The organism is Paenibacillus sp. CH40 (genome assembly GCF_024213605.1).
GTDB lineage: Bacteria > Bacillota > Bacilli > Paenibacillales > Paenibacillaceae > Paenibacillus > Paenibacillus polymyxa_B.
In genome coordinates, this window is sequence record NZ_JANAVQ010000001.1 from 953,175 (window position 1) to 976,720 (window position 23,546).

A 23,546-nucleotide genomic window follows, 5' to 3' on the forward strand; every position below is an offset into this window, starting at 1 on the left:
CGCAGATGGGATTTGATAATTGATGAAGATTGCCATTTTCGGCGTGGGACTGATTGGTGGGTCCCTCGCACTTTGTTTTAAAGGGAAGCCGGATATTACTGTTGTTGGTCATGCTCATCTCCCTGAACTGATGGAACCGATGTTAAGCCGTGGTGTCGTGGACACCGCGACTCTTTCGGTTGAAGAAGCGGCAGAGGATGCCGATTTTATTTTTTTATGCGTACCTGTGGGCTTATTGGAGCATTATCTCGAACTGTTAAGCAAGCTACCGCTTAAAACGGGTTGTATTATTACTGATGTAGGCAGCACGAAATCGGCAATTGCCAAAAAAGCATCAGAAATTTCTTTGCGCAACGCTTACTTTATCGGTGGTCATCCGATGGCCGGTTCGGAGCGTTCCGGTGTAAAGGCTGCTTCCGCATTGTTATTTGAAAACGCATATTATGTGCTTTCCCCGGCAGAGGGTGTGCCTGAGGAAGCATACAGTTCACTGGAACGTTTATTAAAATATACTAGTGCTCATGTTGTGCGTGTTCAACCTGATATGCATGATGATATTGTCGGTGCGATTAGCCATCTTCCGCACATTATTGCAGCGGCGCTGGTGAATCAGGTGCGAAAGCACAATGATGAAAATCCGTTGTACCGTACATTGGCTGCGGGCGGGTTCCGTGATATTACACGGATAGCCTCTAGTGATCCGGTTGTGTGGCGGGACATCTTACTGAGCAATCGTGAAGTTTTACTAGGCCTGTTGGAAGAATGGAACGGACAGATTGAGCGTTTTACCCATTTACTGAGAATACAAGACGGTGAGGGAATCGCTGACGAGTTTTTGACAGCTGGGCACTTCCGCAGTGAACTGCCAGAGCGTCGCAAAGGAGTCATCGTCTCCACGTTTGATCTGTATATTGATGTACCGGATACCCCAGGGATTATCGGGCGAATTGCTATGGAACTGGGGAATCACAGCATTAATCTGAGCAATATGCAAATCATTGAAAGCCGGGAGGATGTCCCAGGCATCATGCGGCTTTCCTTCCGTCAAGAGCAGGATTGGGAGCGTGCCAAGACTCTGCTGGATTCGATGGGGTATAAAGTGGTGGTTTAGAAAGGAAAATGTGTGTTGTGTAAGGAGACCGCTCCGCGACTCATTTGATCTTACGATCGCTGTTGCCTGCGGATTTTCTGAATATATGTTCTGATTGCCTATAAAACAACACACACTTTCCGGGAGTGAAGTAGTAGAAAAGATTTAGAGCGGACGAAGGGTTTCTTCGTCCGCTTTTTTAAAGCTCCTGTTTTTAAATAAAGGCTATGTTAAATGTTATTGTTGATATTTGATACTTAAGAACTAATGTTCTGTAATAAGGGTAATATCACTGTTCAGAGATGATTTACCTATGGATTTAAAGGAACTGAAGAGGCATGCTGGTACATTGGATGATAACGGTAAGCGGGAGCTTATCTACTTTTTGCAGTCCCGAATCAAGGGTGTGGCGGTTCCAGTTCGTGCGATTTGGGAGTTTAGAAAAGGGGTATCTACGTAATTTTATTACATAAAACGATCTTATTAAGGTAATAAGGAGATGAAAATTATGGCAAAAAACATATTACTAAGAATGGACAATGTTGGCATCGTTGTAGAATCCCTTGATGACGCAATCTCTTTCTTCGAGGAGATTGGCTTGAAGCTCGAAGGGCGAGCTACTGTCGAAGGTGAATGGGCTGGTCGCGTAACCGGGCTGGGTTCACAGTGTGTAGAGATTGCTATGATGGTTACCCCAGATGGCCACAGCCGACTTGAACTTTCGCGATTTCTCACCCCACCTATTATATCCGATCACCGAACTGCTCCTGTAAATGCCCTCGGTTATCTACGCGTCATGTTCACCGTTGAAGACATTGACGAAATGGTATCCAGACTCACTAAGTATGGTGCTCAGATCGTTGGCGAAGTGGTTCAGTACGAGGACTCGTATCGGCTCTGCTACATTCGTGGAATTGAAGGACTACTAATCGGTTTGGCGGAACAACTCGGTAATAAATAAGTGACGTTTAAAAGAAGACTTAACTGAAATATACATTACTAGAGTAAAAAATAGAAACAAAAAAAGCAGTGTGAAAGTATTCGAAGAAGTCGGGTGTGTATCAATCATATAAACACCGCATTCACACTCGGGGTCTGGGTGACCCTCGGTCCCGAAAACTAGGAACGAGGAAGTGATTGCCGGGACACATCCGCACCGACTAACCGCATCGCGGCCGGTAGCAAGCTGCTTCAACTCGGTGGGACATCGTGATGAATGAACTTTAACGGAAATCAATGCAAAACCAAATTAAAGGGACTCAACTAACGGGAACGATAGCACAATAAACCGCCTTTTCACCAAGGCGGTTTTCTTATGGTCAAATATCAACATTAGAATTTAACATCGCCTAATAAAAAAAGACCACCCGGGTAAAGCCCCGGGTGGTAGCTACTTTTAGTGAAGTAGCTGAGTAGGATAGGAGTGGAGAGAAACCATACTGTACTTTTATTATATGTATACGTTTTCATTTTGTCAATAATTTTTTTGAAGCGTTTTCTTTTTGCGTATTTATCCTTATTGGTGCATTTGAATAGAATATTTTCAATGGGTTTGTCATTTAATCTTGAAAAAATTTAAAATCCTCTGAAAAGCTGTATAAATGAATCAGGTACCAGCGTTAGGGAGGCATTGATAGAAATCGTGGGGATTTTGGACTTTTTTACTGATGGACATTTTGTGGTACAATGGGTAAGTCCATTTTGGATGTTGAATATTGTTGGGGATAGCACCGTTAATGTTGGCACTACATAGGGTAAGAAAATAATAAATGTTCCATGATGCTGTTTCATCCATTTGCGCAGAGGGCGCAACTTTTTTTGACCTGTTCGGTATATATAGACAGAATCGAACGGGAAAACAGCACATGTATGGGCGAGGAGGGTCTCACTCGGATGATGACAGATTCCCAGATGATTCAGGAAATCAAACAAGGTAATGTTGAGGTTTATTCAGAATTAATGAGGCGGCACCAACGTAAAATTTTAGCTTTTGTTTATCATATGCTGAAAAGTTCGAACCTGGAAATGATTGCTGAGGACTTGTGCTCAGAAACGTTTTATAAAGCGTATCGGAGCCTGCACTCTTTTCGCGAGGTAGACGCATCGTTTTCCACTTGGTTATATACGATTGCACGCAATACGGTGCTAAGTGAGCTTCGCAAGCACCGTAGCGGTCAGGTTCCATTGGAGGAGAGCGGTTATGTACCGGTAGCTCCATCGGATGTAATTCCGGAGCAGGCCGTCCTTCGCGGTGAGAAGGTAGAGATGGTTCGTGAAGCGATCAATAGATTGCCTGAGAAGCAGCGATCTGCGCTGATTTTGCGTGAATATGAGCAATTGGATTATCAGGAGATTGCGACTATTTTAGGACAGACGGTCAGTGCAGTGAAGTCATTGCTTTTCCGGGCAAGATCCAGTGTGAAGACGCAGTTGGAGCCTTATTTTTTTGAGCCTCTCTATGAGGAAAACGAAGGGATGAGCAGCCAATGAAATCCAGGGACACTGAGGATTTGTTCGCTACAGGCAAAAATGTATCGAAACAAGACTCGGAGCGCAGACGGGCCAAAAGCTCGTCTGCTGGGTGGGAGCATGGTTCGGAAGAAAAAGAGTGGAATTTGTCAAAAGAAAATCGGTCCGCCATTCGTGATATTTCCTTTGAAATAACAGATGATAAGCTAGAGGCAATGAATCGCAGAGTCATGGATCGAATTTATGAAGAATCACCGTGGCTTGTTCCGGGCGAGCATCGACGTGCGCGTGTGAACCCAGCAGCCCGTAAGTATATGTCTGTATGGATCGCCGGCTTCTTGGCCGTATTTTTATGTAGCTTTTTGTTTTTGAACTGGAACGGAAGCTCCTCTCAGGAAAATCCCCCTCAAGCAGCTCCTGTCATGGACACAGGTATTTTACCGACAGGCCTGTTGGAAACTACAAGTACATCTCCACAATATCAATACCACATTAAAGATGTGAATAGTGGCATTATGGACCCGCTGGTTGCTAGCATTGTTCCTACTTATCCGCAATACTGGATGTTGTTGTCTGTATTGGCACTTGCGCTTGCTTTATTTTCTCTGGGCTGGATCCATCGGGCGAGAAGGGTCAGAAATTAGCAGGACAGCTGGGCTCCAATATGAATTCATAACAATGCCTGAATAACAAAACAGCGGAGGAAACGACACGATGCTTATTGGCTTGATCAGACATGGATTGACGGATTGGAATGCGGTAGGGAAAATCCAGGGTCACAGTGATATTCCCTTGAATGAGGAAGGGCGTCGGCAGGCACGCTTGTTGGCAGAACGATTAAAGGAAGAGCCTTATCATTGGGACGGGCTTATTACAAGTAGTCTCTCCAGAGCGAAAGAGACCGGGGAGATTATTGCTTCTGCTCTGCATCTCCCGTTGTTAGAGCCTGATGATCGACTAAGAGAACGTGCTTATGGTCAGGTCGAGGGTATGACCCAGGCCGAGCGTGAAGAGAAGTGGGGAGTCGACTGGCATCTGCTGGATCTAGGGCAGGAAAGTGATGCGGATCTTCAGCTTCGCGGGCTAGCTTTTATGGAAGCCATTTGGACGGAAAATCGGGACAAGAATCTGCTGGTCGTTTCCCACGGCGGTTTTTTGGCTAATTTGTATAAGGCTCTGTATCAGGAAAAATTCACGGAACGAATCGGCAATTTGTCACTTAGTGTACTCCAGCGTGAGGATATGGATTGGGCACCACTTTTGTATAATTGCACGAAGCATTTGCAAGAGAAAAGTGACTGTAACTCAAAAAGTTAGTAAAAGACCAAGGCTTCTACTTATCGTAGGAGTCGTGGTCTTTTTTGTTTTTTTAATTATACCTTTGCAAAAAAGAGGTTTAGAGTCTGAACAATCCGTCAAAGCTGTGGGTACAACAGGTAAGAATCAATTCCGGATGACAGTCCAGTGACGAGGCGATGGAACAATGAATCTGGCGGATATGCTGACATTTGCGGATATTGTGCATTTGAACAGAATCGCGGTGTATTACGATTGTGACTGTAAACCTAATTCCAAACATGAGTTGATCCAGGGGATTTTGACGAAGCTCGGCAGCAGTAGTTTTTTTGAGACGCAGGTCAAGGAGCTGAGGTTGTCAGAGGTAAGGTTTTTGAACGCGTTGCTGTTCGATGACCGACCGTATTTCAGCATGGAGGAATTGATTGCAATAGCCAAACAGTCTGTTGAGGAGGACGAGAATCCTGGTGAGCGGCCAAGGGATATTGTGACCCGTCTGCGTTCTAGTGGCTGGTTGTTCAACGGTTCGACGCACAATACGAGGTATTTGTTCCAAATTCCGTTGGATATGAAGGAGCGCTTTCGACGTGTTATGGTACATGACTTCCAAAACGGAATGACCCGGGTAAGCGAACCGTCGTCGTACCGGGATGAAGGGCATCTGCTGGCAGAGGATTTACGGCTTTTCCTTCAATACATGGGGCAGCATGAGGTTCCGCTAAATCCCGAGGGAGCTTGGTATCGTCGCAATCAGCAGCAGCTGATGGAACATTTGCACATTGCGGAGCCGCTTTTGGGTAAGGGAGGATGGCGTTTCGGGTATGGCTCCTCTTTTAAGTTTTATCCAGACCGAATGGCACTACTTTATGATTATGCCCGTCACTCCAAGTACATTGAGGAGAAAGGGGACCAAGTTGTGCTGACGGCAAAGGGAGAAGCGCATCAGGAGCATACAATTGAGGAAGAAATGATACAGCTATTCAGGTTTTGGTTAAGATTGTATAAAGGAGCCGTTCCTAATTTGCTGTCTCTAGTCTACTGGATTGGAGAATGTGCCAGGCCCTGGACGTCCTCAGAGTCGCTTTTTGTACATATCGGCCCACTGATTCGACCGTTTTACTATGATACGCCCCGTTCGGTCTTTGATCAGAGGATTATACGAATGATGCTTCACTTGGGTATGCTTCGTCAGGGTGAACATTCGACGGGACCATCTGTACAGATGACGGCCTGGGGACTGAAGTTGGCGGGAGAGTGCCGCATTGGGCGGAACGACTCGGGCATACGGCTCCATTGACAAGCAGCACACATGTTGATAGAATTTCACCCAAAATGAGAGGGTGAAGTTGTTGCTGATTCACTATAACGGAAACATGCCACAGCTCCATTCATCTGTCTATATGGCAGAAGGAGCAAAAATTGTCGGGAAAGTAACGATCGGTCAAGATTCCTCTGTATGGTTTAATGCCGTACTGCGCGGAGATATGGCGCCTATCATCATCGGTGAACGCTGCAATATTCAGGACGGTGTCGTGGGACATGTGAACACGGATCAGCCCCTGTTGCTGGCGGATGATATTTCGGTAGGTCATGCTGCAATAATCCACGGTTGTACGGTAGGCAAAGGCACTTTAATCGGTATGGGGGCCATTGTACTCAACGGAGCGGAGCTTGGTGAATATGCTTTAATAGGAGCAGGGTCGGTCGTTACGGAAAACACCAAAATACCACCCTATACTCTTTCTCTCGGTACACCTGCCAAAGTGGTGCGCGAATTGACAGATGCAGATTTGCAGCGGATGTCACGAACGGCACTCAGCTATGTGGCGAAAGGAAAAGAATATAGGATCTCTTAAACTCATGTTGGAGGTGCATCCTATGGATAAAATGAAGGTTACTTATGAAGTAATGTTGGGCCTGTCTGCTGAAATGGTTTTGGACGAGGCATTACGTAAACACCGGAGTGAAAAACTCTACAAGGATATTGATGAGGCGCTAGCCTCCGGAGATGAAGTAGCTTTTCGTCATCTTACGGATGAGCTGAAAGCAATGAGTTAGTACAATCTTAGGAATCCTAAGTTGGATTTCAGACGAATCTTTAGTTCAAGATTATAATCATCAAACCTGACTGTAGCGGCGGTCAGGTTTTTTTGATACGCTTGTATATGATATAGTCTTTGTAGGATGGGACCTGTACAAGGCAACTGTCGTATGAACGGAGGATGAAGGACGTGTCGTTATCTTATTTGTGGAGCCGGTCGTTCTTGACGAGCCGGCCTTTTTTGTGGCTGCTGTTCTGGTGTAATCTGGTCGGAACGGTGTATGGGTACATATGGTATGGGGGGCAGTTGGAATATACACTAAATTATCACCCAATGTGGCAGATTGTATTTGTGCCTGATAGTCCGACGGCGAGTCTGTTTTTTACGATCTCTATAGCATTTTTGCTCTATTCTCCGCGTCTCAAGAGCTTGAAGGTCATTCGCCAGATCATCGAGGCGTTGGCTGTTGTCACGAGTGTAAAATATGGCATCTGGGCTTCAGCTATTATTTTTTGGGGAGTTGCGCAGGGGGGACATATGATATGGCAGGATTGGATGCTGGTGGCATCTCACACGGCAATGGCGGTCGAAGCACTGCTGTTCGTGCGTTTTTTCACCTGCAAATGGACTGCTTTGTGCCTAGCCACACTCTGGACATTGTTAAATGATACGATGGATTATACATTTGGCATATATCCGTATCTTCCGAAGACGCTAACGGATGATGTACCGCAAGTGCGTGCTTTTACCTATATGCTGACCCTTGTCAGTATCATAGCGGCATGGCTTGCCATGTTTGCGCGCAATCGAATGGGAGTAGAAGTGGAGAAATAGAGATGAACATTGTTATAAACCAAAAAGAATATATATTTAAAAAAGGAATCCGTGATGATCATAAAATAAGAAAGAGCTTTAATCAATTAGCTAAACAAAGCTTTGGTTTTGATTTTGAAGCTTGGTATCAATGGGGCTTTTGGAATGATAAATATATCCCTTACGTACTTTTAGATGGGGAGGTTGTTGTGGCTAATGTATCTATAAGTCTGATGGATTTTTGTTTGTCGGGTGAAATGAGAAAGTGTATCCAAATCGGAACTGTCATGACGGATACCAACTATAGAAATCAAGGGTTGAGCCGGTTTTTATTAGAACGCGTATTAGAAGATTGGCAGGGCAACTGTGATGTTATGTATTTGTTCGCAAATGATAGTGTGAAGAATTTTTACCCTAAATTCGGGTTTGTTTTGGCACAAGAATATCAATTAAACCGGAAAGTAACCGCAAACAACGTAGACATTAAAGTTGAGAAATTGAACATGGAAGAGCAGTCGGATTTAAATTTACTGAAAAATAAAAGTGCTAGATTAAATCCGTATTCACTTTTTGCTGCGAAAAGTAGTGAATGGCTGGTCTTATTCTATGCCATCTCGTTTTTTAAAGATAAATTTTGGTATATACCTCAATACGATACGATTGTGGTTGCAGATTTTGAAGGGGATACGATGAATTGTTACGATATTTATGGAACGGGCGAAATTCCTATGGATATCATACTGTCAGCGGTAACGAAACAAGAAACGAAGAAGGTGGTTTTTGGCTTTACACCAAGAGAACAAGAAGGCTGCAATATTTCTCTGTTGAAACAGGAAGATACGACGCTAAACTATAAAACTAAAGATCAAAACACATGTAAAGAAAACCAACGAATGTTTCCTATTTTGTCCCGGGCATAACCCGGCTCCAAACGATTCGGCCTAAAGCAAGTTCTAGTCCTGGTAACCTTGCCATACAGTAAGGTGAGGAGGGATGTCCCATGATTAGGGGTCAGGCGTTTCAAATTATGATACGTATTGTTTCGAGTGTTGTTTTATCTATGGTCCTGCTGCTGTCCGTCTGCGTCCCTCCAGGTGTGGCAGAAGCGCGTGATCAGTCAAAACCCGTAGGAAATACAAAAGAGATTGAGGAACTGGATCATGCAGCTGCGATACTGTACCGAGATGTGATGGACGGGAACATTGAAAAAGCGCGCGCGGATGTAGCCGAAGTGAGTCGATGGTTTGGCACTGGACAGGTGCAGGCAGCGTTATCTGTAGAGGCCATTCATGCTTTGTCCGGCAGCATCCTTGAGGTGCAGCAAGCTACACAGTCCGTCCAAGCATCACCGGATGAATGGGTGAAGGCTGCGGCCAATTTACGACTTGCTACAGATGCGCTTGCACATCCGCGTCAGCCCTTATGGCAGCAGTATTATAAGATTTTAAAAGAAGATGTTAGTGGCTTGAACAGCCAGTTTGCTAAAGGCAACATGAAGGGTTTCAAAGCTGGAGCCGCAGTGCTGGAGGACCACTATGAGACGATCCGTACAGCAGCATTGATTCATGGCAGAACAAGTGAAGTTGTCCGGACTGATTCATGGATTTCCTACGTCAAAGGATTGGGGGATCAGCAAAATGCAGATGCCTCAGCGATTAGAGGAGCGTTGGATCAGGGAAATCCGACGTTTAATGCCTTGTTTGGACGTGAAAAAGACGCCACTGCCCTGGCGCCATTTATCCCGCGTGAAAGTGAGCGCCGGGCAGAATTGGCAATCGGCATGATTGTTCTGCTGGCGCTGGCCTATGCAGGTTATCGTAAATATCGAGCTGGTTTCTCTGGATAACGATGCAAAATTCGAATATTCGTGTCGTTGGCTGCTGAGCCATCCATATAGGTTAGCCCATCGCCCGGGTTTCCGGGCTATTCCTCTTTGAACCCCTCCCCATGTACATCATGCACATCCTGTATGATAATAAACGCCTGTGGGTCAACCGATTTAACAATTTGGTGCAAACGTCGTATTTCCTGACGAGGCACGACACAATAGGCAACATGCTTGGCCTGCTTGGAAAATGCACCTACAGCCGGAATAATAGTAACTCCGCGATCCATGTCCCTAATAATAATATCCGCAATGTCCATCGTGTGGTCGCTGATAATCATAAAGGCTTTGGCAGAATAGGCCCCTTCTTGTATAAAATCAATAATTTTGGACGCGATGAACACGGCGACTAATGTATATAGAATTTTTTCTTTTGGTATGTAAAGTAGTGAAGCACCGATAATGACGATATCAATGACCAGCAGAATCCTTCCCATACTCCAGCCAAACTTCCGGTTTAGAATACGAGCGATTATATCCGAGCCGCCCGTGGTGCCGCCAAAGCGGAACACAATACCTAATCCGGCCCCAAGCGTAACCCCCGCATATAATGAAGAAAGTATAAAATCGTGTTCAGTTTGAAATGTTCCCATCCATCCGAAATGAATCATTTTTTCATACAACCACAGAAAAAAAGTGAGCGACCCGATACCTACTCCTGTATATAGAATTTGCTTGCCCCCAAGCATTTTCCACCCAATTAAAAATAAAGGAATGTTCAGCAGCAATGTGGAGAGAGAGGGTGAAATCGAAAAAGCATAATTGAGCAGCAGGGTGATCCCTGTAATACCACCTTCCATCAGTTTACTGGGTATTATAAAATAAAGCAGACCGAATGCATAGATGGCGGTCCCGAGCACAATGGGTAAAATCAGTTTAAGCTGTTCCATGGACTTGGATATCTTCATATGATCCCTCGCAGTAGCAGTTTAAGGAAGAACGACATCATGATGATTTTGCTAAATCGCAGTTCCTTATATGTAGTATACCTTTTTACGGTAGCTTTAAAAGACTGATGACTGTAAGTTGGGATCATAAGTACACAATTAAAAAAAATTTGTTTTAAAATGTGCTTTACGATAACATATGAATAAACCTGCACATGGGGGGATTGCGTGTTTCATGGAAAAATCATTAGATGAAATTCAACGTGAGGTAGACCAGTATATATCTCAATTTAAGGAAGGGTATTTTAGTCCTTTGGCGATGTTGGCCCGGATGTCTGAGGAAGTCGGGGAACTGGCGAGGGAAGTCAATCACTCCTTTGGCGAGAAACCGAAAAAAACGGATGAGGCGGACAATTCGATTGAGCTGGAGCTGGGAGACATTTTGTTCATCACAGTTTGCTTTGCGAACTCGCTAGGTATAAATTTGACCGAGGCTCATGATAAGGTCATGCAAAAATTTAACACGCGTGACGCGAATCGCTGGACCAAAAAGGACACCGATTAGGCGTTTTGTACATATGCTGTACCAAACCGGTTACCCGGAGGTGCAGTGTCATGAAGGCGGAGGAATACGTTCAGAAAGCTTATCAGTGCATTTTGCAGAACGATTTTGAGCAGGCCGTGGAATGGTTTGAAAAAGCAATTTCAGCCCAGCCTGATCATGCGGAGCATTATTTCCGGTGCTCGGTTACCTATGCTCGTAGTGGTCGTTTGGAGCAGGCTCTCGCATATGCAGAGCATGCGGTTCGTCTCGCTCCACAGCAGGATGAATATGTTCTCCATCTGCATGCGCAGGAAGCCAGGCAGCATACGGAGAAGGCCAGAAAAATGCTGGATGTCGACAGAGCTACGCCACAGGTGCGTCAGGATGCGATTTTGCTATTGGAACGAGCAATAGCCCTCGATCCGTTATGTGGGGATGCTTTTTTGCTGCTCGCATTGATTTATGATGAATTGAATGAGTATAAGCTAGCTGTGCAGGCTGCTCGCGAGGCGGCTGCACTGTTTCCTCACAATGTGCAGCTTGCCAACCTCATGAAGAAGTTATGCCAGCAGATGAATGAACAGATCTAACACAAATGGATGCATAAGGAGTTGTAGGGATATGTCAGAACCAATAAAAGTGGCTGTTGTAGGAGCAGCAGGGCGTATGGGCCGTGAAGTTGTCAAATTGGTTCTTCAGGATGAGGAACTACAGCTTGTGGCCGCAGTGAACAGAACACATGCCGGCAGTGATGCCGGCCTTCTCGTCGGATTACCGGAAGCGGGTATCGCTATTGTGGAGGACGTGGAGCAGGCTTTACTGGATAGTCGAGCGGATGTCATGGTCGATTTTACGGGGCCGCGTTTTGCGTACGCACATACAGCGCTTGCTATCAAGTATGGAGTACGTCCGGTTATCGGAACGACAGGGTTTACCCCCGAACAGATTAATGAACTGGACAAGCAGTGTCGTGAGCAGCAAATTGGTGGTCTGATCGCGCCGAACTTTTCGATTGGAGTCATTTTGATGATGCGGTTTGCGGCTCAGGCAGCGAAATACTTCCCACATCTGGAAATCATCGAATATCATGGTGACCAAAAATTGGACGCGCCATCGGGCACAGCCATTAAGACCGCAGAGTTGATCGCCGAACAGCGTGAAGAGCTACGACAGGGTAACCCGGAAGAGGAAGAAACGTTAGAAGGATCACGGGGGGGGTACTATCAAGGGTTCCGTGTTCACAGTGTCCGTCTTCCCGGTGTGTTCGCACAGCAAGAAGTAATCTTCGGAGGGTTTGGACAATCTCTGAAAATTCGTCAGGATTCTTATGAACGAGCGGGCTATATGCCGGGTGTTAAAATCGGTATTCAGAAGGTCATGGAGCAGCCAGGGCTTGTGTATGGATTTGAGCATTACATCGATTAAGAATACGCGAATGATTTGACGAACGAAATTATAGAATGAGGCAGGAGGAACTTTGAATGTTAAAGATTGCATTTATAGCGCATGACCGAAAAAAGGATGAAATGGTAAATTTCATAACGGCCTATGAGCATGTTTTTACAGATCACCAGTTATTTTCAACAGGTACAACAGGTCTGCGCATTATGGAGCAAACCAAGCTTCAAATTCACCGTTTCATGTCCGGGCCGCTTGGAGGAGATCAGCAAATCGGGGCTATGGTTGCACAAAATGACATGGACTTGATTATATTCTTGCGTGATCCGCTTATGGCCCAGCCACATGAGCCGGATATTAGCGCCCTGTTACGTCTGTGTGATGTACAAGGGATTCCTCTGGCAACCAACGTTGCAACTGCTGAAATACTGGTTAAGGCGCTAGACCGTGGCGATTTTGCTTGGCGTGAGCTGGTACATAAATATAAACCGGGGATTGACCAGCAAGGTGATATAAAATGACACTGGACATCTTGATTTTCGGAGCCCATGCCGACGATGCAGAAATAGGAATGGGAGGCACGATTGCCAAGCATACAGCCGCTGGTTTAAAGGTGGGCGTTTGCGATTTGACGCGGGCTGAAATGTCATCTAATGGTGATGTGGATACTCGTATGGCAGAGGCAGAACACGCTGCAAAAGTACTCGGACTTGCCGTGCGGACGAATCTAGGTCTGCCGGATCGTGGATTATATGTAACTCCAGAACATGTAGCTGCAGTTACAGCAGAAATACGGCGCCATGCACCGAAAGTCGTATTTGCTCCTTATTGGGAGGATCGGCATCCAGACCATGTCATGTGCAGTAAATTAGTGGAGGAAGCGGTATTTAACGCCAAGTTGCGACGTTTTATGCCAGAAAATCCTGCGGTACAGGTAGAGCAATTATATTTTTATTTTATTAATGATATTGGCAGAACGGATTTGATTGTGGATATCACCGAGCATTATGAAGCCAAAGAACGGTCTTTGTTGAGTTATGCTTCGCAATTTCAGGCAGCACCTGGAAAGGATACAGTATCCACACCCTTAAATCAGGGATATGTGGAACGCGTAAAAGCTCGCGACTCGTTGTTGGGTCAACGCAAACTGATTTCGTATGCAGAAGGCTTTGCGTCCAAAACGCCATATCTGGTTAAGCTATTCACATAAGAATTCTATACTTGAGCATTTTGCAGAATGTTAAAATAAATCGGCAGGAAAGTTATCACTGATGAGCGGAAGGAGGCAGCTTAGCTTGAATGACAAATTGAAAATTGGAATTACCTGTTATCCGTCGTTGGGTGGCTCCGGGGTAGTGGCTACTGAGTTGGGTAAGTTGCTGGCAGAAAAAGGGCATGAGGTCCATTTCATTGCCAATAGCATTCCGTTCAGATTAGGCGGGGCGTTTCAGAAAAATATTTTTTATCATGAGGTTGAAGTTAACGATTATTACGTGTTTAGATATCCACCCTATGATTTGTCACTGGCGACCAAAATGGCCCAAGTCGCACAAATGAAGAATTTGGACGTACTCCATGTTCATTATGCGGTACCCCATGCAGTATGCGCTTACTTGGCAAAGGAAATGGTGGGTGATCATCTGAAGGTGGTAACCACCTTGCACGGTACGGACATTACAGTGTTGGCACAGGATGAGTCGTTGAAGGACCTGATTCGGCTGGCTATTAACAAAAGTGACGCTGTGACAGCGGTTTCCAAGGATTTGATTCGGGAGACGATAGATGCGTTGGAAATTACACGACCTATTGATTTAACCTACAATTTTGTAGATAAACGGGTATATTATCCACGAGATGCCGCGGCGCTTAGAAGAGATTTTGCCCAACCGCATGAAAAAATAATGATGCATATTTCCAATTTCCGTCCTGTCAAAAGGGTGGGAGATGTGCTGGATATATTTGAAAAAGTGCAACGTAAAGTACCTGCGAAGCTGCTGTTGGTGGGAGAAGGACCGGATCTTCCAAAAATCCGTTGCAAAATCGAGAATCTAGGTCTGCAAGATAAGGTCTTCTTTTTAGGTAAGCAGGATCAGATCGCAGAAGTGATTTCTATGGCGGATGTGCTGCTGCTTCCCTCGGAAAAAGAAAGTTTTGGTCTGGTTGCACTGGAAGCAATGGCCTGTGGAGTGCCGACCATCGGTTCTCAGGCAGGGGGAGTACCTGAACTCGTTGTGCATGGAAGTACGGGGTATCTTGCTGAAATCGGTAATACTGAGGCAATGGCTGATTATGCAGTAGAGCTGTTGTCCGATGAAGCGATGGCGGAACGTTTCCGTGAAGCGTGTCTGACCCGCGCCCGTACCGTTTTTTGTGATGAGCTGATTACCCGTCAATATGAAGAGATATATTACCGTGTGTTGGGACGCGAGGTGCCGGATCTTAAACCGATCAGCGTTTAAGAGGGCGGACTCGCGTCCGTTTTTTATATTGAATACTTGCAAAGGGGGAAACCCTATGAATACAAATACTTGGCAATATGCTGACCAAGAGATGGCATTTCATGGAAGAGAGGTCATACATACACTAACCGCAGCAGGCCACGAAGCCTACTGGGTCGGTGGCTGTGTGCGGGATGAGCTATTAGGAAGAGCCATTCATGATATGGATTTGACTACTTCGGCTGAGCCTGAACAGGTCATAGCGCTATTCCCTCACGTCATTCCGACAGGAATTCAGCATGGGACGGTTACAGTCATGCAGGGTGGCCATGCGTTCGAGGTAACCACTTTTCGAACAGAAAGTGGTTATGCCGATCACCGCCGTCCAACGGAAGTTGCCTTCGTGAAGGATATCCGTGAGGATCTGATGCGACGGGATTTTACTATGAATGCGATTGCGATGGCAGAACACGGAGAGCATGTGGACCCATTTGGAGGAGAAGCCGATTTACGAGCCGCTCTCGTTCGTTGTGTAGGCCGAGCCGAGGAACGTTTTGAAGAGGACGGATTACGAATGCTGCGTTGCATCCGTTTTGCCTCTGTGTTTCGGTTCCGTGTTGCTTACAACACCTGGAAAGGCATGATTCGGCGCAAAGAGGGACTTCGTTACATAGCCATGGAACGTGTGCGGGTCGAGCTGGAAAAGATGCTAGCGGGCCCTGACCCTTTACGTGGGTTGGAGATGCTGAGCCGTAGCGGATTGCTCGGTTGTACGAAGGTTCCGGTTCCTTGGGAACAATGTGAAGCATGGGCGCTCAAGGGGATCGTTCAACTGCAAGAAGAACTGCGGTGGGGCCTGCTCTTAATGTCTTGTAGACTTACCTCAGAGGCAGCGGACGAGCTACTAAGAGCTTGGACCTTTTCCAACGCGGTACGACTTCGGCTGGTTCATCTGCTGGAATGGGAGACCGAATTAATCTACAGTGCTGGTGCCATAGCTGGCGATTCCGATCCCGGGGAGTCTGGCATTGTCAACGATGAGGCACTGCGTCGTAGCTGGATTCGTCTGCTAATTAGACTGGGAAAAGATACAGCTTCAGACTGGCTTGATCTTTACAAGACACTGCCTGCTTCATTCCGCGGATTACCGCCGTGGGTAGAAAAGCATGTGGCGAAAACAGCCGAACTGGCAAGCTCGTGGACAAAGCAGGCTGTAGTCGTTCATATCAAAGATTTAAATATTACAGGAAATGAACTGGTTCAGGCGATAAATCGACCAGGCGGACCTTGGCTGGGTCAGATGATGGAACAGCTTTTACAAGCTGTTGCCTGCGGAGATATTCCGAATGAAACAGAAACATTGCTTCAGGAAGCGAAACGGGTGATGAGTAGTGAATAATCATGAAAGATTGTTAGGCATACTGGAGGAAGGTACATCCGATTACGTATCAGGGGAGGAAATCAGCCGACGCCTCTCGGTTAGCCGAACAGCAGTATGGAAGCAGATCAACAAACTGCGTGAGTTGGGCTACAACATTGATGCCTCCTCGCGTCGGGGCTATCGGTTGATATCCCGACCGGATCGGCTGCAAGTCTCCAAATTGGCCGATATGTTAAATACTCAATCGTTTGGCCAGCGTATCGTTGTACTGGATTCGACGGTTTCCACTCAGCAAGATGCCATGCGCTTGGCAGAAGAGGGCGCGCCAGAGGGGACAGTAGTGCTTGCAGAGGAACAAACGGCAGGTCGGGGACGTTTGGGACGGAAGTGGTATTCCCCTCGTGGCAAAGGAGTCTGGATGAGCATTGTGTTGCGTCCTACCCAGCCCTTGGCTTTTACCCCCCAGCTAACGCTACTTACAGGTGTAGCAGTGTGCAGGGCCATTCGTCGGCTGACGGGTGTGGAGGCTGGTATCAAATGGCCAAACGATCTGCTGATTCATGGTCGCAAAGTATCCGGTATTCTGCTGGAATCTGCAACAGAGGATCAACGGGTTCGATACTGTATTGCAGGGATTGGCATTGATGTGAATTTAAATAAAGAAGATTACCCGGAAGAGTTATCGCAGGTGGGAACGTCCTTGAAAATAGAAGCAGGGCGTGAAATTGACCGTACTGTGCTGATCGCCTCAGTGCTGGAAGAGATGGAACAGCTAAGTAAGTTGTATGCCGAGCAGGGGTTTCAGCCTATAGCCATGCTGTGGGAGGCTTTGTCCGTGACTATGAACCGTAGCATACGGGCACATACCGGACAAGGGGTAACTGTAGAAGGCACAGCTGTTGGCTTGGACCCTTCCGGGGCACTCGTAGTAGAAACGGATCAGGGAGAGCGAATTCAGGTCATTTCAGGGGATATACAATTGTAGAAGCAACCCTAGCTATGAAAACGACCAAAATCGTTCTATTCCCTGTGCAAAACTTCACGTGAAAAAGCTGATGTTTTTTGTTATACTGTGCAGGAGGCGGCATCGGACGGTCCGAGCTGCACTCCAGGGGCACATGCTCTACTTTAGCAAGTTTGTAAGACCATCATAACTTCATTTGAAGGTTACGTTGGATTCTGCTCTGAGCCGAACAGGACCGAGACAGAAGGGACGATCTCAAAATGAGTGTCTTTTTTGGCTGTTCGGACCTTTTGTTGACGCAGATGTACAGGCGTTCATAAAAGGTTATTTTTTGTGCCAAAAAAAGATGGAAGGGAGCCATTTACAATGGCAGGAAAACAAGCACTGAATATTGTGAAAATGAAAAAAATGAAGCAAGAGGGCATTCCGCTCAGTATGCTGACCGCCTATGATTATCCATCGGCTAAAATAGCCGAGGAGGCAGGAATTGACATGATTCTCGTGGGTGACTCGCTGGGTAACGTAGTTCTTGGTTACGATTCAACCATCCCTGTAACCTTGGATGATATCGTGTACCATTCCCGGGCAGTCGCAAGAGGCGCGGAACATACATTTATCGTAGCGGACATGCCTTTTATGACATATCACAGCAGCGTTTCAGAAAGTCTTCAGGGCATCCGCCGTCTGATGCAGGAAGGACATGTGCATGCTGTTAAATTGGAGGGCGGAGCTGAAATTGCTGATGTTGTAAAAGCAACTGTTCAGGCAGGTGTGCCTGTATTGGGACATATCGGGCTTACTCCGCAATCGGTTAATCAAATTGGCGGCTATCGCATTCAAGGCAAGGACGAAGCGGACGCACGCCGGTTAATGGCGGACGCCAAGGCGCTGGAGCAGGCGGGTGCTTTTGGCGTTGTACTGGAACTGGTAACTGAGGAAGTGGCAGCAGCGATTTCTAAAGAGCTTTCCATTCCAACCATTGGAATTGGTGCTGGACGTGGATGTGACGGTCAGGTACTCGTTTATCACGATCTGATTCAGTACGCATCGCCTTATTTCAGCAAACGCTTTGTTAAAACCTATGCCGATGTAGGCGGCTTGATCCGCAGCAGCATTGAGCAGTATGTGAGTGATGTAAAAGGGCGGGCATTTCCGGCCGCGGAGCATGTGTTCAGCGCGGATGACCGAGTTGTGGAATCCCTGTATGGTAAGGCAAAAGGACAGACACAGGAACAAGCTAAGGAAAAGGTGGAATCACGATCATGATCATCGTTAGGGAAGTGGCTCAGCTGCGTAAGATTATTGCTGAACGTCGGCAGCTTGGGACAAGCGGAACAAAAAAGGTACACGGTTCTACCTCTTTACAGCAACATAAAGTCGGCTTTGTACCAACAATGGGATACCTGCATGAAGGGCATGCGAGCTTGATGCACAAGGCGCGTGAAATGGCGGATACGGTGGTGCTTAGCATTTTTGTAAATCCGATTCAATTTGGACCGAATGAAGATCTAGACAGCTATCCTCGCGATGAAGCTCGTGATTTGGAGGTAGCGCGGCGCGAAGGCGTGGATATTGTTTTTTTGCCAACTGTAGCAGAAATGTATCCACAACCAACCCAAACCAAAATTCGTGTATCCGGTTTGACAGATCGTTTGTGCGGTGCTTCCCGTCCAGGCCATTTTGATGGTGTGACTACGGTGGTAGCCAAGCTTTTTAACATGATAGGTCCTGATTTGGCTTTCTTTGGAATGAAGGATGCGCAGCAGGTTGCTGTGCTCCAGCAGATGGTGACTGATCTCAATATGAACGTGATTATCGTACCTTGTCCCATCGTCAGAGAGGCGGATGGTTTGGCCCTCAGCTCCCGTAATGTGTATTTAAGTGCAGAACAGCGCGAGCAGGCGTTGGTGCTGTCTCAGTCACTGCGTAAGGTGCAAGAAGTGAGCGAAGATATAGTAACAAACACAATTACGATTCGTCAGCTACATCAAATGGTGGAGTCCACCATTACTTCCTCTCCTTTAGCAGACATTGATTACATTGAAATATTAACTTTTCCCGGTCTGGAGCCCCTTCTTCCCGAGCAGCGGCTATGTGATGTTCAGGAAGACGTCATCGTAGCGCTGGCTGTGAAATTTGGTAATACCAGACTGATTGACAATATAAGAATACAGAATGCGGAGGTGCTTTCCCATGTTTAGAACCATGATGAAATCCAAAATTCACCGCGCTACGGTTACGGAAGCTAACCTGAACTACGTGGGGAGTATCACTATAGATGAAGATCTCATGGAGACATCGGATTTGTTGGAGAATGAAAAGGTTCAAATTGTAAACAATAACAATGGAGCTCGACTGGAAACCTATGTTATCCCCGGACCGCGTGGGAGCGGCGTAATCTGTCTCAATGGTGCGGCAGCCCGTTTGGTGCAGCCTGGTGATACAGTCATTATTATTTCCTATGCTTCCATGTCGAATGAAGAGGCCAAAACATACAAACCAACAGTGGTATTTGTTGATGAACATAATAAACCAGCCCAAACGATGAACAAAGAAGTACACGCGACGATCATGTAATGAATGGGAGTGCGGATGAAACCCGTCTTTTAAGCGAAAAATGTGAGTGTATTAATCCATCTTTCATAAGGGCGGGATGCACATGTTCCAGCATGTATTCGCAGAAATGAACAGCATGTTAGATGATATCGTGAAGCATTACCCATCAGCCCAGGGCTCCCGCAGGCAGGAGCTGCTACAGCACTGGAGTCTGCTGCGGAGAATGAGTGACGGAATTATGGATGAGTGGCTGGCCTTTGAGGAAAAAATGGTTTGCCTGCGTGCGGCCGGGTTTTCCGCGGAGACCGATATGTCTGACACGGAGCTGCCTGAAAAAGAGCTGCCAGCTTTTAATCGGGGGCAAGGGTATTATCGATTACTCATGTACCCTGAGGCGATCCAACAATTTGAGCAGGTACTACAGGATTTTCCGAACAGCTGGCAGAGTCGCATGTATATGGGAATGGCCTATTTTCAACTAGATGATCCAGCAGAGGCTGTATGCCATTTTCAGAAGGTGCTGGACCTGACTGAGCAGGCAGGACTGAAGGCGGTCATCTATAATGCGCTAGGCTGTCTGTTGGCAAAGCAGGCTGACGTAGAGGAGGCGCAAAAATGTTTTGCTCTCGCACATCAGTTCGATCCTGCGTTACCCGAGCCGCTGCACAATATGGAAGCCTGTCTGTCCGGTACCGAAAAGCTTCGATACGACAGCTCCATGATGACCTGGATGTAGTTGTCAGACACCGAGCAAGACGATGCATGCCCACCTCTCAGGCGGCGTGTGCATCGTCTTTTTTGGCTGTCTTAATTTCCAAACAGGCGATCTTCTGCTATGCTAATATACAGAGTTATTATTTTTGTAAGTGTCATAAGAAAGGATTAGCCCGAATGAAATTTGCGGTATTGGATTTTGAAACGACAGGCACCCAGTCCGCGGATGATATCATTCAAGTCGGACTTGCAATTATAGATCATGATAACAGCATTTCCCGTGTTTACGGCTCTTATGTAAACCCTGGCAGATCTATTCCCCCTTTTATCACCGGGTTGACCGGAATTACAGACGATGACGTCAAGGATGCTCCTGCACTTGAAGAAATGATGATGGAGCTCGTGCCTATGCTGGACGATGTTGTACTGGTCGGTCATAATGTGGCGTTTGATTTTAATTTTTTGCAAAACGCTCTGGATCGGTGCGGATATTTGCCGTTTAGCGGAAGAATCTTGGATACAATGGATTTTCTGAAAATTATGTTTCCATCGCTATCTTCTTATCAGTTGGGTTTTGTGTCTTCTGAGTTTGGGCTGGCGCATGATCGCCCTCACCAAGCAGACAGCGACGCGTTGGCTACGGCTGAGGTGTTTTTAAAGTGTCTGGGTGAGCTTCAAGCATTACCTTTGATAACGATACAGCGGCTTAGCGATTTGTTTGCAGAGGAAGACAGTGACCTTGGATGGTTTCTTGATGGGGTGCGTGAAGAGAAAGAGCTTGATCCTATTCAGGATCTGGAGGGACATCAGTTTTTTCGTCAGCTTGCGCTAAAAGTGGAAGATTGGACGGAGCTAGCTGCTCCGCGTAGAGAAGATGACCCGAATCCACTGTCAGGTGTTTCCTTTGAGGAGTACATGGATGATGTGCGGGACAATTTGCGTTCATCCTTGAGCCAATATGAGGAGCGCGAGGCGCAGATACAGATGATTGAGGGTGTAAATCAGGCACTGAGTGAAGACAAGCATCTACTGATCGAAGCAGGTACAGGAACAGGGAAGTCCCTCGGCTATTTGCTCCCATCGCTGTATCACAGTGTGAAAAAAGGACAGCGAGTTATGGTAAGTACACATACGATCAACCTGCAGGAGCAATTACGCGAGCGCGACATTCCGATGCTAACCAAGGTGATTCCGTTTCCGTTCCGGGCTGCTATTTTCAAGGGTCGGGGACATTATTTGTGTCTGCGTAAGTTTGAACATAAAATAAATAGAAGAGACTTCGCGACACCGAAGGAAGATTTAATTACAGCTGCTCAGATGATCGTCTGGTTGACGCTAACAGAAACCGGTGATGATGAAGAACTGAATCTGAGCAACCGTGGTGGAGATTTCTGGGAAACGGTGGCGAGTGATTCAGAGTCCTGTCTTGGTCGTTCTTGCCCATGGTTCCGCAAATGCTATTATCATCGTGCACGCCATGAAGCAGGGATAGCGGATGTTGTTATTACGAATCACTCTAAGTTGTTTACAGACGTCAAAGCTAGTCACCAGTTGTTGCCAAGCTATGAACATCTGGTGATTGATGAAGCCCATCACCTGGAGGAAGTAGCTGGTAAGCACCTAGGTATGCATATGAAATATTTCACACTCGTGCATACACTGACGCGACTGTTCAAAGACAGCAAGAATGGACAACTGCCTTCACTTCGTCAACAGTTGGCGAAATCGGGGCACGAGAAGTCGACAGATTGGGCCTCAACCATCGATCAGATGTATCCGCTCGTGTTAGAGGTTAAGGAAACTTGGGACCTGCTAAGCGACAAGCTGTTTGGCATGTTGCCAGAGCGAAGCGATGCGACACCGGGTGAAACAGGACAGTTTTCTTCCCGTCTCAAACCTTCAGCCAAGCCTGCAAAGTGGGATCAGGCGGGGGCTTTGGAAAATCAGCTATATGTAACGATGAGTGAAATTTTGCGCAAGGGCGACAAGCTGATGCTGGACGTCAAGGAAGAGCATGACGATTATGCGGCGGATAGCCTTATTACAGATATCACGGGTCTGCTCAAGGATCTGGCGGGGATTCGAGAAAATTTGCGCTTTTTTATGCGACTCGATGATGAAACAACCGTATACTGGCTCGAAGCGAGTGGGCAATTCCGCAGTAAATCATTACAATTTTATGCGGTGCCTGTCGATGTGAGCCGCCAGTTGAAAGAAATGTTTTTTGACAAAAAAAGAAGCATTATTCTGACGTCTGCTACCTTATCGGTAGATAAGTCGTTTCAGTACATGATCGATCAGCTCGGCTTGCAGGAAGCCGCAGATCAAGAGCGGCTGATGACTTCGCAGCTCCCGTCACCGTTTAATTACAGGGATCAGGTGTTGCTGGTCATTCCACGGGATTTCCCAAGCGTGAAGGGCAGTGTAGGAGATGCACACTTTGTAGATATGCTCGTTAGCTCTCTAGGAGCGACTGCTCAGGCGACGCGGGGGAGAATGCTCGTTCTGTTTACTTCCTACCGGATGCTCCGGCAAGTGTATGAGCCGCTCAAAGAGGCCTTAGCATCCAGCGAAATTACTGTGCTGGGACAAGGTGTGGACAGTGGGAGTCGCAGCAAGCTAACCCGCCGTTTTCAGGAAGCCAAAGCTTCTGTATTGCTGGGAACCAGCAGCTTCTGGGAAGGCGTCGATATTCCGGGGAAGGCTCTGACTTGTCTAGCCATTGTTCGCTTGCCATTTCAACCGCCGAATCACCCGTTGCTGGAGGCAAAAAGCGAGCTGCTCCAGCAGCAGAAGAAGAATCCATTTATGAAGCTGTCTGTACCACAAGCGGTCATTCGCTTCAAACAGGGATTTGGTCGGTTGGTTCGTACAGCGAGCGACCACGGGGTCGTTATCGTTTACGATACGCGTGTGATCGAATCCTATTACGGAAAGCACTTTTTGTACTCGTTACCGGGACCAAAAATGGAGCATATGCCATCGGAGCAAATGGTGCCCCGCATCGCCGAATGGCTCCAATCCGCCCCGGAGACCGAGGCATAACGGACGGACACTAAGTATGTTCGT

25 protein-coding genes and 1 pseudogene are annotated in these 23,546 nt (G+C 46.7%); 25 read left to right on the forward strand and 1 reads right to left on the reverse strand.

What is annotated here, in order from left to right; all coding sequences use genetic code 11:
* The first annotated feature begins 22 nt into the window (after positions 1 to 22).
* From NLX73_RS04115 to NLX73_RS04170, 12 genes and pseudogenes are all read left to right on the forward strand, one after another.
* The gene (locus NLX73_RS04115) at positions 23 to 1,111 is read left to right on the forward strand and encodes a prephenate dehydrogenase (protein WP_069289822.1); all 1,089 of its coding nucleotides are present in this window, start codon (positions 23 to 25) and stop codon (positions 1,109 to 1,111) included.
* 292 nt (positions 1,112 to 1,403) lie between these two features.
* Positions 1,404 to 1,535: pseudogene (locus NLX73_RS04120) on the forward strand (IS1595 family transposase); the annotation flags it as partial.
* Between the two features lie 63 nt (positions 1,536 to 1,598).
* Positions 1,599 to 2,051 carry a VOC family protein gene (locus NLX73_RS04125; protein WP_250268698.1) on the forward strand — a complete coding sequence of 151 codons (453 nt, stop codon included), beginning with the start codon at positions 1,599 to 1,601 and terminating at the stop codon, positions 2,049 to 2,051.
* 932 nt (positions 2,052 to 2,983) lie between these two features.
* The gene (locus NLX73_RS04130; protein WP_172828252.1) at positions 2,984 to 3,580 is read left to right on the forward strand and encodes an RNA polymerase sigma factor; all 597 of its coding nucleotides are present in this window, start codon (positions 2,984 to 2,986) and stop codon (positions 3,578 to 3,580) included.
* Positions 3,577 to 4,203, forward strand: coding sequence for an anti-sigma factor (locus tag NLX73_RS04135; protein ID WP_254325417.1), 627 nt, complete (start codon positions 3,577 to 3,579; stop codon positions 4,201 to 4,203). The genes NLX73_RS04130 and NLX73_RS04135 overlap by 4 nt, the downstream gene beginning before the upstream one ends.
* Before the next feature lie 70 nt (positions 4,204 to 4,273).
* Positions 4,274 to 4,876, forward strand: a complete 603-nt coding sequence (locus NLX73_RS04140) for a histidine phosphatase family protein (RefSeq protein WP_068941607.1) — start codon at positions 4,274 to 4,276, stop codon at positions 4,874 to 4,876.
* A gap of 166 nt (positions 4,877 to 5,042) precedes the next feature.
* Positions 5,043 to 6,152, forward strand: coding sequence for a hypothetical protein (locus NLX73_RS04145; RefSeq protein WP_061829200.1), 1,110 nt, complete (start codon positions 5,043 to 5,045; stop codon positions 6,150 to 6,152).
* 52 nt (positions 6,153 to 6,204) lie between these two features.
* Positions 6,205 to 6,711, forward strand: a complete 507-nt coding sequence (locus tag NLX73_RS04150) for a gamma carbonic anhydrase family protein (protein WP_023989153.1) — start codon at positions 6,205 to 6,207, stop codon at positions 6,709 to 6,711.
* Positions 6,712 to 6,733: 22 nt separating this feature from the next.
* Complete coding sequence (locus tag NLX73_RS04155) at positions 6,734 to 6,913, forward strand: IDEAL domain-containing protein (RefSeq protein WP_013371655.1); 180 nt, start codon at positions 6,734 to 6,736, stop codon at positions 6,911 to 6,913.
* Positions 6,914 to 7,086: 173 nt separating this feature from the next.
* Positions 7,087 to 7,731 carry a DUF1405 domain-containing protein gene (locus NLX73_RS04160; protein ID WP_013310701.1) on the forward strand — a complete coding sequence of 215 codons (645 nt, stop codon included), beginning with the start codon at positions 7,087 to 7,089 and terminating at the stop codon, positions 7,729 to 7,731.
* Between the two features lie 2 nt (positions 7,732 to 7,733).
* Positions 7,734 to 8,630, forward strand: a complete 897-nt coding sequence (locus NLX73_RS04165; protein WP_254325418.1) for a GNAT family N-acetyltransferase — start codon at positions 7,734 to 7,736, stop codon at positions 8,628 to 8,630.
* A gap of 80 nt (positions 8,631 to 8,710) precedes the next feature.
* Positions 8,711 to 9,556 carry a sporulation protein YpjB gene (locus tag NLX73_RS04170; RefSeq protein ID WP_254325419.1) on the forward strand — a complete coding sequence of 282 codons (846 nt, stop codon included), beginning with the start codon at positions 8,711 to 8,713 and terminating at the stop codon, positions 9,554 to 9,556.
* A gap of 77 nt (positions 9,557 to 9,633) precedes the next feature.
* On the opposite strand, the gene NLX73_RS04175 is transcribed toward NLX73_RS04170, so the two are convergent.
* Positions 9,634 to 10,503 carry a YitT family protein gene (locus NLX73_RS04175; protein WP_250261115.1) on the reverse strand — a complete coding sequence of 290 codons (870 nt, stop codon included), beginning with the start codon at positions 10,501 to 10,503 and terminating at the stop codon, positions 9,634 to 9,636.
* Positions 10,504 to 10,717: 214 nt separating this feature from the next.
* Here NLX73_RS04175 and NLX73_RS04180 point away from each other — a divergent pair, with 214 nt between their 5' ends.
* The 13 genes from NLX73_RS04180 (at position 10,718) to dinG (ending at position 23,522) form a co-directional block, all read left to right on the forward strand.
* Complete coding sequence (locus NLX73_RS04180) at positions 10,718 to 11,047, forward strand: nucleotide pyrophosphohydrolase (protein ID WP_023989148.1); 330 nt, start codon at positions 10,718 to 10,720, stop codon at positions 11,045 to 11,047.
* 50 nt (positions 11,048 to 11,097) lie between these two features.
* Positions 11,098 to 11,616: a tetratricopeptide repeat protein gene (locus NLX73_RS04185; RefSeq protein WP_013310696.1), complete on the forward strand. Its 519-nt coding sequence runs from the start codon at positions 11,098 to 11,100 to the stop codon at positions 11,614 to 11,616.
* A gap of 31 nt (positions 11,617 to 11,647) precedes the next feature.
* Positions 11,648 to 12,451 (forward strand): 4-hydroxy-tetrahydrodipicolinate reductase, encoded by an 804-nt coding sequence (gene dapB / locus NLX73_RS04190; protein ID WP_069289816.1) that lies wholly within the window; start codon positions 11,648 to 11,650, stop codon positions 12,449 to 12,451.
* A 56-nt stretch (positions 12,452 to 12,507) separates the two neighbouring features.
* Positions 12,508 to 12,945: a methylglyoxal synthase gene (gene mgsA / locus NLX73_RS04195; RefSeq protein ID WP_013310694.1), complete on the forward strand. Its 438-nt coding sequence runs from the start codon at positions 12,508 to 12,510 to the stop codon at positions 12,943 to 12,945.
* Positions 12,942 to 13,634, forward strand: coding sequence for a bacillithiol biosynthesis deacetylase BshB1 (gene bshB1, locus NLX73_RS04200; RefSeq protein WP_061829194.1), 693 nt, complete (start codon positions 12,942 to 12,944; stop codon positions 13,632 to 13,634). The genes mgsA and bshB1 overlap by 4 nt, the downstream gene beginning before the upstream one ends.
* Before the next feature lie 85 nt (positions 13,635 to 13,719).
* Positions 13,720 to 14,883 carry an N-acetyl-alpha-D-glucosaminyl L-malate synthase BshA gene (bshA, locus tag NLX73_RS04205; RefSeq protein WP_061829193.1) on the forward strand — a complete coding sequence of 388 codons (1,164 nt, stop codon included), beginning with the start codon at positions 13,720 to 13,722 and terminating at the stop codon, positions 14,881 to 14,883.
* Positions 14,884 to 14,938: 55 nt separating this feature from the next.
* Positions 14,939 to 16,261 (forward strand): CCA tRNA nucleotidyltransferase, encoded by a 1,323-nt coding sequence (locus tag NLX73_RS04210; RefSeq protein ID WP_250268697.1) that lies wholly within the window; start codon positions 14,939 to 14,941, stop codon positions 16,259 to 16,261.
* Positions 16,254 to 17,228 (forward strand): biotin--[acetyl-CoA-carboxylase] ligase, encoded by a 975-nt coding sequence (locus NLX73_RS04215; protein WP_250261117.1) that lies wholly within the window; start codon positions 16,254 to 16,256, stop codon positions 17,226 to 17,228. Before NLX73_RS04210 ends, NLX73_RS04215 begins: the two co-directional genes overlap by 8 nt.
* A gap of 345 nt (positions 17,229 to 17,573) precedes the next feature.
* Positions 17,574 to 18,473 carry a 3-methyl-2-oxobutanoate hydroxymethyltransferase gene (panB, locus tag NLX73_RS04220; protein WP_250261118.1) on the forward strand — a complete coding sequence of 300 codons (900 nt, stop codon included), beginning with the start codon at positions 17,574 to 17,576 and terminating at the stop codon, positions 18,471 to 18,473.
* The gene (gene panC, locus NLX73_RS04225; protein ID WP_235309602.1) at positions 18,470 to 19,408 is read left to right on the forward strand and encodes a pantoate--beta-alanine ligase; all 939 of its coding nucleotides are present in this window, start codon (positions 18,470 to 18,472) and stop codon (positions 19,406 to 19,408) included. Before panB ends, panC begins: the two co-directional genes overlap by 4 nt.
* A complete protein-coding gene (gene panD, locus NLX73_RS04230; RefSeq protein WP_013371641.1) occupies positions 19,401 to 19,784 on the forward strand; it encodes an aspartate 1-decarboxylase in 384 nt (127 codons plus the stop codon). Before panC ends, panD begins: the two co-directional genes overlap by 8 nt.
* A gap of 82 nt (positions 19,785 to 19,866) precedes the next feature.
* Positions 19,867 to 20,499, forward strand: coding sequence for a tetratricopeptide repeat protein (locus tag NLX73_RS04235; RefSeq protein WP_254325420.1), 633 nt, complete (start codon positions 19,867 to 19,869; stop codon positions 20,497 to 20,499).
* 155 nt (positions 20,500 to 20,654) lie between these two features.
* A complete protein-coding gene (gene dinG / locus NLX73_RS04240) occupies positions 20,655 to 23,522 on the forward strand; it encodes an ATP-dependent DNA helicase DinG (protein WP_061829187.1) in 2,868 nt (955 codons plus the stop codon).
* The last annotated feature ends 24 nt before the right edge of the window (positions 23,523 to 23,546 follow it).

What these genes read in the sequence shown, in the direction of transcription:
- NLX73_RS04185 (WP_013310696.1), top strand. Translation starts at nt 11,098, where the DNA reads ATGAAGGCGGAGGAATACGTTCAGAAAGCTTATCAGTGCATTTTGCAG.
- NLX73_RS04175 (WP_250261115.1), bottom strand. Translation starts at nt 10,503, where the DNA reads ATGAAGATATCCAAGTCCATGGAACAGCTTAAACTGATTTTACCCATT.
- NLX73_RS04125 (WP_250268698.1), top strand. Translation starts at nt 1,599, where the DNA reads ATGGCAAAAAACATATTACTAAGAATGGACAATGTTGGCATCGTTGTA.
- NLX73_RS04135 (WP_254325417.1), top strand. Translation starts at nt 3,577, where the DNA reads ATGAAATCCAGGGACACTGAGGATTTGTTCGCTACAGGCAAAAATGTA.
- bshB1 (WP_061829194.1), top strand. Translation starts at nt 12,942, where the DNA reads ATGACACTGGACATCTTGATTTTCGGAGCCCATGCCGACGATGCAGAA.
- mgsA (WP_013310694.1), top strand. Translation starts at nt 12,508, where the DNA reads ATGTTAAAGATTGCATTTATAGCGCATGACCGAAAAAAGGATGAAATG.
- NLX73_RS04115 (WP_069289822.1), top strand. Translation starts at nt 23, where the DNA reads ATGAAGATTGCCATTTTCGGCGTGGGACTGATTGGTGGGTCCCTCGCA.
- NLX73_RS04130 (WP_172828252.1), top strand. Translation starts at nt 2,984, where the DNA reads ATGATGACAGATTCCCAGATGATTCAGGAAATCAAACAAGGTAATGTT.
- NLX73_RS04170 (WP_254325419.1), top strand. Translation starts at nt 8,711, where the DNA reads ATGATTAGGGGTCAGGCGTTTCAAATTATGATACGTATTGTTTCGAGT.
- NLX73_RS04165 (WP_254325418.1), top strand. Translation starts at nt 7,734, where the DNA reads ATGAACATTGTTATAAACCAAAAAGAATATATATTTAAAAAAGGAATC.
- NLX73_RS04235 (WP_254325420.1), top strand. Translation starts at nt 19,867, where the DNA reads ATGTTCCAGCATGTATTCGCAGAAATGAACAGCATGTTAGATGATATC.
- NLX73_RS04155 (WP_013371655.1), top strand. Translation starts at nt 6,734, where the DNA reads ATGGATAAAATGAAGGTTACTTATGAAGTAATGTTGGGCCTGTCTGCT.
- dinG (WP_061829187.1), top strand. Translation starts at nt 20,655, where the DNA reads ATGAAATTTGCGGTATTGGATTTTGAAACGACAGGCACCCAGTCCGCG.
- NLX73_RS04210 (WP_250268697.1), top strand. Translation starts at nt 14,939, where the DNA reads ATGAATACAAATACTTGGCAATATGCTGACCAAGAGATGGCATTTCAT.
- NLX73_RS04180 (WP_023989148.1), top strand. Translation starts at nt 10,718, where the DNA reads ATGGAAAAATCATTAGATGAAATTCAACGTGAGGTAGACCAGTATATA.
- NLX73_RS04145 (WP_061829200.1), top strand. Translation starts at nt 5,043, where the DNA reads ATGAATCTGGCGGATATGCTGACATTTGCGGATATTGTGCATTTGAAC.
- panD (WP_013371641.1), top strand. Translation starts at nt 19,401, where the DNA reads ATGTTTAGAACCATGATGAAATCCAAAATTCACCGCGCTACGGTTACG.
- dapB (WP_069289816.1), top strand. Translation starts at nt 11,648, where the DNA reads ATGTCAGAACCAATAAAAGTGGCTGTTGTAGGAGCAGCAGGGCGTATG.
- NLX73_RS04140 (WP_068941607.1), top strand. Translation starts at nt 4,274, where the DNA reads ATGCTTATTGGCTTGATCAGACATGGATTGACGGATTGGAATGCGGTA.
- panC (WP_235309602.1), top strand. Translation starts at nt 18,470, where the DNA reads ATGATCATCGTTAGGGAAGTGGCTCAGCTGCGTAAGATTATTGCTGAA.
- panB (WP_250261118.1), top strand. Translation starts at nt 17,574, where the DNA reads ATGGCAGGAAAACAAGCACTGAATATTGTGAAAATGAAAAAAATGAAG.